The organism is Pseudoalteromonas sp. S2893 (assembly GCF_005887105.1).
Classification (GTDB): domain Bacteria; phylum Pseudomonadota; class Gammaproteobacteria; order Enterobacterales; family Alteromonadaceae; genus Pseudoalteromonas; species Pseudoalteromonas atlantica.
On record NZ_PNCY01000061.1, the window covers coordinates 1 to 12,289 of the forward strand.

At 39.0% G+C, this 12,289-nt stretch carries 6 protein-coding genes and 1 tRNA gene; 5 read left to right on the forward strand and 2 right to left on the reverse strand.

Going from position 1 to position 12,289, the window contains the following annotated elements:
• The first annotated feature begins 3 nt into the window (after positions 1 to 3).
• The 4 genes from CWC04_RS18685 to CWC04_RS18700 all read left to right on the forward strand — a co-directional run bounded on the left by CWC04_RS18685 (position 4) and on the right by CWC04_RS18700 (position 6,997).
• Positions 4 to 79, forward strand: a tRNA-Ala gene (locus tag CWC04_RS18685).
• Between the two features lie 154 nt (positions 80 to 233).
• Positions 234 to 1,496 (forward strand): ABC transporter substrate-binding protein, encoded by a 1,263-nt coding sequence (locus tag CWC04_RS18690; RefSeq protein ID WP_138686145.1) that lies wholly within the window; start codon positions 234 to 236, stop codon positions 1,494 to 1,496.
• Complete coding sequence (locus CWC04_RS18695; RefSeq protein ID WP_138686146.1) at positions 1,496 to 4,714, forward strand: ATP-binding protein; 3,219 nt, start codon at positions 1,496 to 1,498, stop codon at positions 4,712 to 4,714. Before CWC04_RS18690 ends, CWC04_RS18695 begins: the two co-directional genes overlap by 1 nt.
• A gap of 57 nt (positions 4,715 to 4,771) precedes the next feature.
• A complete protein-coding gene (locus tag CWC04_RS18700; protein WP_138686147.1) occupies positions 4,772 to 6,997 on the forward strand; it encodes a two-component system response regulator in 2,226 nt (741 codons plus the stop codon).
• A gap of 45 nt (positions 6,998 to 7,042) precedes the next feature.
• Here the strand turns inward: CWC04_RS18700 and CWC04_RS18705 are convergent, their stop codons facing one another.
• Positions 7,043 to 8,290 (reverse strand): glutamate-5-semialdehyde dehydrogenase, encoded by a 1,248-nt coding sequence (locus CWC04_RS18705; protein WP_138686148.1) that lies wholly within the window; start codon positions 8,288 to 8,290, stop codon positions 7,043 to 7,045.
• Positions 8,287 to 9,393 (reverse strand): glutamate 5-kinase, encoded by a 1,107-nt coding sequence (gene proB / locus CWC04_RS18710; protein ID WP_004587658.1) that lies wholly within the window; start codon positions 9,391 to 9,393, stop codon positions 8,287 to 8,289. The genes CWC04_RS18705 and proB overlap by 4 nt, the downstream gene beginning before the upstream one ends.
• Before the next feature lie 851 nt (positions 9,394 to 10,244).
• Here proB and CWC04_RS18715 point away from each other — a divergent pair.
• Complete coding sequence (locus CWC04_RS18715) at positions 10,245 to 12,095, forward strand: cation:proton antiporter (protein ID WP_024031470.1); 1,851 nt, start codon at positions 10,245 to 10,247, stop codon at positions 12,093 to 12,095.
• The last annotated feature ends 194 nt before the right edge of the window (positions 12,096 to 12,289 follow it).

A 12,289-nucleotide genomic window follows, 5' to 3' on the forward strand; every position in this document is an offset into this window, starting at 1 on the left:
TGTGGGGCTATAGCTCAGCTGGGAGAGCGCCTGCCTTGCACGCAGGAGGTCAGCAGTTCGATCCTGCTTAGCTCCACCACTTTCCTACTCTTCTATTACTTCCTATTTTTCATCGCTTTATTATTCTTTTATCTTCTACACAATAACTTTTATATTTGCGCATTCCTTGTTTGTTTAGTCTTTGTTGGCTATAAATTATCTCATCTGTAGCAGTGATACTTTTGGCTTAAACAATGGATACCCCTAAACGCACCACATTAAAAAAGCTCGCTATCATCGGTTTAACCGCGGGCGTAGTTACTCATGTACCTTATGTTTTTGCCCGAAAAAAAGTAACCCTAAGAGTCTTAGGAACACATGTCACGCTACAAGAAGCCATTCGTAAACAAGCAATGCTTGATTTAGGCATAAATATAGAATTTTCCCCTGCCGGTAGTGCTGCCGTATTACAAAAAGCCTCCATGGACCCTGGCTCATTTGATTTATACGAGCAATGGTCAAACAGTATTAATGTACTTTGGCGGGCGGGGTCTATTCAGCCCATAGAAAAAAAACGACTAACCTACTTTAATGAAATAAACTCTCTTACCAAAACGGGGAAGCTCACCCCCGATGCAAAATTAGGTGCAGGCGACGCCCCTTATAAATTACTCAATGTACAAGAGAACGGCACACTAAGCGCAAATGAAAGCGATTACATTAGCTTTTTGCCCTATGTACATAATGTTGACTCTTTTGGCTATAACACCGCTAAGATAAAACCTGGCATTGCCTACGAAACTGAAAGTTGGGGCTGGTTACTTGATGATGCCCACCGAGGTAAAGTAGGCATTGTAAATGCACCCACAATTGGCTTATTTGACCTTGCCTTGGCAGCACAAAGCAAAGGGTTAATAACATTTAAAGATATTGGTGCGATTACTCGCTCCGAGCTTGACCGTTTATTTAGTATTTTAATTGACTATAAACGCCAAGGGCATTTTGCAGGTTATTGGAACTCGGTGCCAGAGTCTGTTGAATTTATGAAAAGCCAACGCGTGCACATAGAAAGTATGTTTTCCCCCGCTGTGGCCGCGCTCAATAGTCAAAATGTTAATGTGCGATTTGCCGCCCCAAAAGAGGGCTATCGTGGCTGGCATGGGGTAATGTGCTTATCGTCACAGGTTAATAATAACCAAAAAGATGCCGCATACGATTACATGAACTGGTGGCTTTCGGGATGGGCCGGCGCATTTATTGCTCGCCAAGGGTATTACATTAGTAACCCACAGCGCTCAAAATCAATGCTTTCACCAAGTGAATGGGATTACTGGTACTTAGGCAAGCCCACTTCGGTTGACTTACTAAACACCCAAAAACAAGTCGCAGTAAAAGCCGGCGAGCAGCGAAATGGTGGTAGCTATTTAAAACGCTTAAGCAATGTAGCTGTTTGGAATAGCGTTATGCCGACTTACGATTACAGTTTGCAAAAATGGTATGAGTTAATAAGCAGATAATGATAACCCGTTCAATAAAATCAAAAATAATAATTGCTCTATGCGTATTAATTACTTTATTAATTTTGCAAAGTTACCTATTCAATTATTCGCAAAAATCACTTTTTGAGCTGCAAAATGCGCAGCACAAAGCTTTATTACAAAGCGAGTCCGTTACCCGTTTAGAAAACGATGTAATTTCTTTACAAAGCCAAGCTATTGCTTATCTAGATCATGCTAATAGCAATACCATTGAAAAGTTTAATGTGCACTTAAATGCTGCAAAAATGGATTTAGATACGCTAAGTACACATTTAAATGAGTATGACGAAAACTATCAAAACAATATAAAGCGCCTTAACGAGTACTTAAATAATTACCAAGATACATTTAATCGCGTAGTCGTTAACAGAACCAAACGAGAGCAGCTGTACATTACACAGTTCAAACAACCTATTGAAGCGCTAAAAGCACAACTTAATGAGCTTAAAAAAAACACGCTAACCAACAAGCAAAATAAAATAGTGAATACCCTTTTAACTATTAGCAATATAGAACAAGCAACAACCAATTATTTACACAAGCCAAATTATGATGAAGCACAAAATGTGCAAGATAACCTAGCACACTTAAATACCCTACTGGCGAGTATTGAAACCGCTAATGTTAACCTACTTAATAATACTGGCAAGCTTGAGCAAGCGTATAGCCAATTAGTTATTTTAACCCGCAGCTATACGTTTTCGATAAATGTAGTTTTAACAGGAATAGAAAACGAGCTGCTTTACCTAGCCGAAAAAATTAGGGATGTAGAGAAGCAAAAGCTCTCCCAGACCGAGCAGCAGCTAAGAGACCACGTATTAAAAAGTACCGAAATGGCCAACCTTTTTGCCGCGCTGATCACTGTTATCATAATAGTAATTACCTTTTTTATATTTAACTCTGTCATTAAGCCCATTGCGAAATTAACTAAGCTGTTAAATGATATGAGTAATGAAAAGCAAGTAACACTAAATAGTGATGAGCATCATCAAAATGAAATTAACTCGGTTATTACCGCCGCTAATGCGCTGTATTTAAAAAATAAACAAACAAAAGAACTACTAGCAGAAACCCAAGCGCTTAATTCTAAAATGGAATTAATGAATAAAGAGCTTACACTAGCCATCACCCAAGCAAAAAATGCCAACCAAGCGAAAGGTGACTTTGTAGCTAATATGAGCCATGAGCTTCGCACTCCAATGAACGGTATTTTAGGTATGCTGCAGCTATTACAAAGCAGCGCTCTTCCAGCAAAACAAAAACACTATGCAGATAAAGCGTTTTCAAGTGCTCAAAACTTACTGCAAATACTTAATAACGTACTCGACTTTTCAAAGCTTGAGTCTGATAAAGTAAAGCTTGAATCAATCCCTTTTACTTTGCATACCGTGGTTTCTAATGTAAAAAATTTATTTTCGGTAAATGCTAAACAAAAAGGGTTGCGCCTTAATTTTGTATTGCATGTTGATGCAGGGCTTGAGCTGATGGGCGATCCACTGCACTTGAGTCAAGTTATCAATAACTGTGTAGGTAATGCCATTAAATTTACAGATCGCGGTGAAGTAACTGTAACAATTGAAGCCACAACACAAGATGAGCAGCAAATACACTTACGCTTTGGTATTAAAGACACTGGCATAGGCATGACGCCTGAGCAAACCGCCTCAATTTTTGACTCGTTCTACCAAGGCGATTCCAGTACAACACGTAAATATGGCGGCACCGGATTAGGTTTAACTATTTGTAAGCAACTAACCAAGTTACTAGGCGGCGAAATACAAGTACGCAGCACACCCCACGTCGGGAGTGAGTTTTATTTTACACTACCGTTTAAAATGACGAGCAAAGAAGCGCTTAAAAAGCATGCCTTACTAATTACTCCCGATACTGAGCAAATAAAATCACTCACTAAGTTATTAAGTAGCGCTGATATTACTGCAGAAATTACCCAAGAGCCGTTGCGTGCAATTGCAAAAATGTCTCAACCGAGTAACCCTTTTAATATTGTGATCATGACGTTGTCACACAAAGAACTAAAAGAGAATTTTATTTTGCAGCAACTGTACTTACAAAAACAAAAAAATAAACACAAACTGCTGCTTATTTTACTCATTAACGATCAAGAACACCCGCAAGCAGTCCCCGATAGCGATCATATTGATATTATAACAATAGGTAATACTCACACTGATTCTCAGTTAATGCGTTTATTATTGCCCGACTCAACACAGCTTAAAGAAGGAGAGTCTTACCCACAGTTTACCGGTTACACCGCACTTGCAGTAGATGATAACCCTGTAAACCAAGAGATTCTTGAAGCACTATTAACTAAAATGAATATGACTGTTATCTCTGCAAGTAATGGCGAGGAAGCACTCATTAAAGCAGAAGAAAACACAATTGATATTATTTTTATGGATATTCAAATGCCAGTGATGGATGGCCTAGAAGCGACACGTATACTGCGTCAAAGGGGTTATACAACGCCTATTGTTGCTGTAACTGCAGCTGTATTTTCTAATGATAAAAAAGCCGCCATTCGAGCAGGCATGGATGACTATTTAGTCAAGCCGTTATTATTTGGTCTGCTTTGTGACAGCATAGAAAAGCATCTAACAAAAACCCATACGTTATGTACATTAAACCTCGATGTAGCACGGTCTAATCTTGAAGATAATAATGAACTCATTAATTCAATATTCACTAAGTTTAATACCGATTACAGCCACTTTATGGAGGTAGCTGTAAAGCACTTGAAAAATAATGAGCATAAAACATTAGCTAGAGCGATGCATAACTTAAAAGGCTTAGCCGGCACCCTAGGGTTAGAGCTACTAGAGCAAAGCGCTAAAAAAGCAGAGTTAGAACTGAGCAGTAACGCATGCACCGATCTTAGTGTTTTTAATGAACAATTGACCTTAGCACTTTATGCAGTAAGACAGCTACTGGTAACAAACTCTTATAATCATCAGCCTGAAGCTATGAGCTCTGGGCAAAATCCAGATACATTAATTGATGAAATCTATTCTTTAGCGTTATCTGCCCGTCCTATTCCTAGTAAATTAGTTAGAGAAATTGCGCTTCAAAAATTCGATCATTCCCATCCATTATTCAAGCTAAAAGAGGCAATAGATAACTTTAACTACGCTTTAGTGATTAAACTTATTGATAAATACAGAAATAACTATAAAAACTAGACAATTATGGCAACTATAAACTAACTTTAAGGGGTAATTAAAGAATAAGGATTTAGTGTGCATTCAACCTTTCTAGCTGGCAACAATCAACCTGCAGTAACTCAACCGCGAAAGCCTTTGATACTCATTGTTGATGATGAACCTAGCAACCTACATGTATTAGTTGAGGGCCTACTTGCAGACTACGATGTACGCATTTCAACAAGTGGTGAACAAGCGCTTGTATTTGTTGAATCCACACGCCCAGATTTAATTTTACTCGATATTATGATGCCAGGCATGGATGGCTATGAAGTATGTAAAAGATTAAAAGCAAAGCAAAATACCAAAGGCATTCCCATCATTTTTGTCACCGCACTTACTGAAGTAGAGTCTGAAGAGAAAGGCTTTGCAATGGGTGCCATTGATTATATCCATAAACCTTACAAGTTAGCTTTGGTTAGAGCGCGCATACGTACGCACATTACTGCACAAGGCATGCTAGACAGACTTATCGAAAAAAACTTTGACTTACACGACAAATTACTCGAAATAGAAGCCCTTGCAAAAGAGTTAAGCCAACGCGAGGAAGAGCTAAAGCAGCTGTCATCTAAGCAAAAGTTATTTTACCAGGCACTTACTAGTACCGCCGATGGTGTTGTAATTACTAATAGCGATGGCAAGATTATCGCTGTTAATCCATCATTTTGTAGAATTACCGGCTATTGCGAAGCTGAATCGTTGGAAATGGATTTAAAAGAGATAAAACAAAATAATCACCCAAGTATTAGCTTTGATGAAGTATGGAAGCACGCTAACGAAGCGGGCTACTGGAGCGGAGAACTTGTAACCCGAAGAAAAAATGGCGAGCTATACCCTGAGCTATTAACACTTAGCATGGTAAAAAGCGAGCAAGACACCAACATTCACTACATTGGCGTTTTTAGTGATATTTCAAGCGTAAAGGTAACGCAAGAGCGCATAGATTACCTAACTTGGCATGATGAGCTTACAAAGCTACCTAATCGTAATGGCTTTTTAAAACAGTTAGAACAACAACTACAAGATTGCAGTAGCGATAAAACATATGCCTATATTTATATTATCGACATTGATAGCTTCCACTCTATTAATGATGGCTTAGGGCTTTTAGCAGGTGATAATATTTTAAAGGAGCTTGCTCAGCGTATTCATGCCAATGTAGATAAAAAAGATATTATCGCACGCTTAGGCAGTGATGAATTTGCCGCCTTATGTAGCGTAGATAAAGGAATTGGGCGTACACGTGCGCAATCAATCGCCGAAAACAAAGCGCAAGAGCTTTTAAACGCAGTTAACCGCCCTTTTGACGTTGATGGGCAAGAGGTTAGCTTAACAATTAGTATAGGCACTTATATTTTCCCGCGTGACGATGTATGGGAAAGTGCTATTGAGACAATCAGAAATTGTGAAGCAGCCTGCTATAAAGCCAAAGAAAAAGGCGGAAACAGAGTTACATTTTTTGATACTACATTTGGCGAGCAAGCTAAACGACGTTTTGAAATTGAACAAGACTTAAGAAAAGCCATTCCTCAAAATGAGCTATCCATATTTTTGCAGTCGCAATTTGATAGTAAGCAAACGTTAAAAGGCGCAGAAATACTGCTGCGCTGGAATCACCCTCAAAAAGGCTTTATAAGCCCATGTGAATTTATATCAATAGCTGAAGAATCTGATGTTATTTTTGAATTAGACTGCTGGGTTACGACTAATGCACTTAATTTACTTACCAAGCTTAAATACAGCCACCCAAGTTTGAATATTTCGGTAAATATAAGCGGTCGCCATTTTCATGAACCGCGATTTTTAAACTTTATAAGCCAACAAATTAAAAGTGCTGATATTAATCCTCAGCAACTCACCATTGAGATAATAGAGGGGACGTTACTTAATCACATGGAAGCGGCCATTGAAGCCGTACACTACCTTAAAAAGCTGGGCGTACGTGTATCGATAGATGACTTTGGCACGGGCTACTCAAGTTTAACCTACTTAAAACAGTTACCTATTCATGAGCTAAAAATAGATCGCTCATTTGTGCTTGAAGCCCCCACTGATAACAACGATAAATTAATTATTGATATGATTGTCAGCCTTGGCAGGTTGTTTCAATTAGAAGTGGTAGCGGAGGGGGTCGAGAATCAATCGCACTTTAACTTATTACAAGAGTACCCTGAGGTTATCCTACAAGGGTACCATTTGCACCGGCCTGAGCCATTAGAAAGCTGGTTAGAAAAACTAAACCATACTTTGCAAAACGCATAAAAAAACGCCGATTAAACAATCGGCGTTTTTTATATGTGAAGTACGTTACTTACGTACTTGGCCTTCGCCATTAACTAAATACTTTTCAGTTGTAAGTGACTCAAGCCCCATAGGACCATAAGCATGTAGCTTAGTTGTAGCTATACCAATTTCGGCACCTAACCCTAATTGCGAGCCATCTGAGAAACGCGATGATGCATTTACCATTACTACCGATGCATCAACACTGCGTTGGAAAAGCTCAGCCGCAGTATCGTTTTTAGTACAAATAACCTCAGTGTGGTTTGAACCAAATTGAGCAATATGCTCCACAGCAGCACTAAAGCTTGGTACTACACGAATAGCAATTTCTAAATCTAAGTATTCTTCACCAAATTCATTATCAGAAAGTACTGTAGCATTATCGAAGTATTTTGCGGCTTGCTCATCTGCATTAATTTTCACACCTTCTTGGCGCAATACAACGGCACATAAATTTAAAAATTCATCAGCAACGTCTTGGTGAACCACTAGCCCTTCAAGCGCATTACATACGCCTGTGCGCTGTGTTTTACCATTTAATAGTAAATTAAGTGCAACCTCTAAGTCGGCATCTTTATCTACGTATAAATGACACACCCCTTTAAAGTGCTGAATAACAGGAATAGTACTGTTTTCTGTAACAAAGTTAATTAAGCCTTCGCCACCACGAGGGATGATTAAATCAATACTTTCGCGTTGCTGCATTAGTTCCATAAGCAATGCACGGTCTGGATCAGGAATAACTGAGATCAGCGCTTTAGGTAAGTTATGTTTTTCAAGTACACCGTGCATTACACTCGCAATGGCTTGCGAGCTTTTAAGGGCTTCTTTACCGCCGCGTAAAATAACACCATTACCCGATTTAAAACACAATGCGCCTGCATCCGCAGTTACATTAGGACGCGCTTCGTAAATCATACATACAACACCTAATGGCACACGCATTTTACGTATTTTAATGCCATTTGGGCGCTCTGTAATGTCGCGTAGCTGACCGACTGGATCATCTAAACTTACAATAACTTCAATACCTTCTGCCATTGCTTCAATGCGCTCTTCGTTAAGCGTTAGGCGGTCGATCATCGAAGCGGCTAAGTTATTATCGCGTGCTGCGCTTAAATCACTTTCGTTTTCTTTAATTATAAATGCTTTTTCTGCGCGTAATGCTGCCGCCATTTCGGTTAACACTTGGTTTTTGGTCTCGGTGTCGAGTAAAGCAAGTGTGTTTGCAGCTTTTGCTGCCTGGCGTGAAATATCCGTAATCAAACTCATGACTTCTCCAATAATGCGATATCTTTTTCTGAAATAACAGGACCAATAGAATCCTGCATTTTTTCGCTAAATTCACTTTGCTCGTTATCTGCAATAAAGCTTAACAAGCAACTACTATAATTTGCGGTGGCTTTTGCTAAACGTGTGCCATCCTCGCTTCTAACTAAAATGGTATCGCCAATGGCAAACTCACCATGAACTTCCATTATTTCGTCGCCACGTATGCAACCGTTTTCACCTTCAAGAGACTCATCAAACGAGCCATCTACAACTACTTCACCTTGCTCATTCGCTGTATGCGTCATCCAGTGTACAGCTTCTTGCATTGGTTTTTCATAAGGAAGGAAAACACTACCAGGGTTGTCACCTGCCAATAATCTATTAAAGGTTTCTTCTTTAAAGCCATTAATAATATAAGTAGCAATACCGTGAGACGTTGCTTTTTCAGCAGCTTCAATTTTGGTTTTCATGCCACCGGTTCCTACAGAGCTTGTAGCACATCCTGCCATAGCATAAATAGACTCATCAATTGATTTTATTTCAGGCAGTAAAACTGCATCGTCGTGCAAATTTGGGTTTTTATCATACAGCCCATCTACATCAGAAAAAATCATTAATGCATCGGCATCAGCGGCCGCCGCTACCATGGCTGATAAGTTATCGTTGTCACCTACTTTTAAGTCATCAGTTGTTACAGCATCATTTTCGTTAATGATAGGCAGTACACCATGCTCTAGCAAAGTAAAAATAGTTTCGCGAATACTTTCATAGCGCTCACGGTCACGTAAATCACCATGGGTTAACAATAATTGCGCTGATGGAAAATCGAAAAAGCGATCCCACATGGCCATCATTTCAGTTTGACCTGCTGCTGCCATCGCTTTTTTCATCACAACTGAACGTGGAATGTCAGATGGGAATAAGTGTGAGCCTGCAGCTACTGAGCCTGAAGATACTAAAATAACTTCAATACCACGAGCACGACAGCGAACAATAAATTGCGCAATGGTTAATAAGTAGCGTGAACGGCACCCATCTTGATCTGGAGCAATTAGAGCACTACCTACTTTTAAAACAATACGACGCCAATTTAACTTTTGCATAAAATCTCAACTTTCCATTTTATCTGCATTCACATAGTGTGAACTAAAACTAGGTAATTGCGTATAAAATACGCAATTTCGAATAGGTTGTTTGTTTATACACTTTTTAAACGCACGCAAATACACGACCTAAAATTGCTTTTAGATTTGTAAAGACATGAAACAGCACCAACCAAAATAAATGGAGGTCTATTAAATATAAAAATAAAAAGTGTTGTTTATGTATCGCTGTAAAAGGCTGTGTGCGGCCTTTTTGTTAACAACATACATAGAGCCTCTAAAGTCAGATACACCAACAGATAGGGTGATGACTTAAGGACCGAGATTTAGCCGCCACGATGGGAGCTAAACATTGAAAGTAATAGTTCAACTCAAACATTTATTTACTTAATTGCTTAAATAAACTTGTTTGAAAAAACCATACCAAGATATTCAATAATACAATAGCTACTAATTAATGGTAATAATAGCGTACAAATCTATTATTACAGGGCAAATATGACGCTAGTATTAATACTTACCGTTATTTTGCAAAATTATATTTAGATGACTAATTGTTTGAACTCTAAATATAATACGCTATTTCAAGGGGTAAGATCAAGGCTAAAAATCACTCTAATGTAGATCTTCGCCTCACCTTCATGCGGTTAATCATTTAAAATCAAATAGTTATATTTGTTTTTGTGTTTTAATTCAATTTTTATAAATAAATCAATAAGTTTAACCTACAATTTTTGTATTAAGCGCTAAAATTTTATTAGCAAATTAAACATTTCACGTGTATACCCCTGTATTAATATTTAACAAAAGTTATACTTTTCACATTGTGATAAATAAGGAATTCTTAATTTATGTCAGCAATTTATATAGCCGGTATCGCACTTTGTTCGGTGCTTGCCCAATGGGTAGCGTGGGCGTTTAAAGTACCCGCTATTTTGTTCTTATTGCTTACCGGTTTATTGCTAGGGCCGTTTAGTGGTGTATTAGACCCTGATGCTTTACTGGGTGATTTATTATTTCCTGTTGTGTCACTGAGTGTGGCTGTCATTTTATTTGAAGGCTCCCTTACTTTGCACTTTAGAGAATTAAAAGGCATAAGTAAGGTCGTACGCAACCTGTGCTCTATCGGCATGATCACCACCTGTGTGGTAATAAGCTTAAGTGCCTATTGGTTACTTGAGCTTAACTGGCGGGTGGCTGCAGTATTAGGCGCTGTGCTAGTAGTAACAGGGCCTACGGTAATCGCCCCTTTACTTAATTCGATGCGCCCCACACAAGATATTGACCGAATATTACGATGGGAAGGCATTGTAATTGACCCAATCGGTGCTCTTTTTGCTGTGCTTGTATTTGAAGCAGTCATGTTGGTAGGCCAAGGAGAAGTGCTTAGCCACACTATTGTTGCACTTGTTAAAACAGTCGGCGTGGGGCTTTCTATCGGTGTTGTTGCGGGCTGGATCACCACACAGCTTATGCGCCGTGAATGGCTACCATTCGAGTTACATAAATTTGGCATACTTGCCTTGGTGCTTATTAGCTTTTCGGTATCTAATCACTTAAGTCACGAATCGGGATTATTGGCTGTTACCGTATTTGGTATTTGGCTTGCTAACCAAAATGATTTAGAAATCGATTCTGTACTTGAATTTAAAGAAGACTTATCGATGATTTTAATATCATCACTGTTTATTTTACTTGCTGCACGGCTACAGCTTTCTGACTTGATGATGTTAGACAGCGACGTATTTATATTCCTTGCAGTGGTGTTATTTATAGCGCGTCCATTGTGTATTGCCATATCTACTTTTGGTACTGACTTGCCAATGAAATCGCGCTTGGTGCTATCGTGGATAGCCCCTAGAGGTATTGTTGCAGCTGCTGTTGGGTCGGTGTTTGCGCTAAGTATGATGGAAGCTGGCGTAGCTGATGCAGAAAAAATGGTGCCGTTAATATTTACCGTTATTATCATCACTGTGGTATTGCAAAGCTTAACCGCTATTCCTGTTGCTAAGCTATTAGGCGTGCGCCAACCTTCTCCAAATACCATACTGATTATTGGTGCAAACCATGTATCTCGCGCTATAGGTAAAGGTTTACAAGAGCAAAGCATTCCTGTTCACCTATCAGACCCCGCATGGGAGAACTGTAAAATGGCTCGTATGGACGGCCTTGCCTGTTATTATGGTAACCCACAATCAGAGCATGCTGAGCGTTACTTGCCGCTCACAACAATAAGAACGGTATTAGCACTTTCACCTAACCGCCACCATAATGCGCTTGGTGTACAATATTTTTCTCACTTGTTGAATGAAAAAAATGTATTTTCACTGCGCTCATCTACCTCGCATGCTAAAGCAAACAAAGACAGTGCAACATTCCTATCTAGACAAATTTTGTTTGGTGAAGATGGCTCTTACGCACGCCTAAGCAGTATTATTGCTAAAGGCGGTAAAGTAAGTGCGACGCGTATTTCAGAAGAATTTGATTGGGAAAAATACCAAGAGATGAACCCTGAAGCGATCCCGTTGTTTATTTTAAAAGGTGATAAAGACAACGACGACGATACGCCAGTTAAGCTTCGCCCATTTACCAGTAATATGGAAAAGCCACCGCAAGAGGGAGAGCGTATATTTGCACTTCAGCCGCCAAAAATGTCGGTGTTAAAAGACCCCGCTAAAACAAAAAATAAAGAAGAGAGCTAACCTCTTTTGGTTATTGCAAAAAAGCCCTAATTAAATATTAGGGCTTTTTTATTTTATATAATGTCTTGTCCTGAAATGTGTTTACACATTTTGGACTTATTTTATGAAAACCACTAAAACTAAAGACGTTAAGCGTACTCAGCGAGATTATACATTAGGCTTTAAATTATCTATTGTTGAGCAAGCAGAAAAAT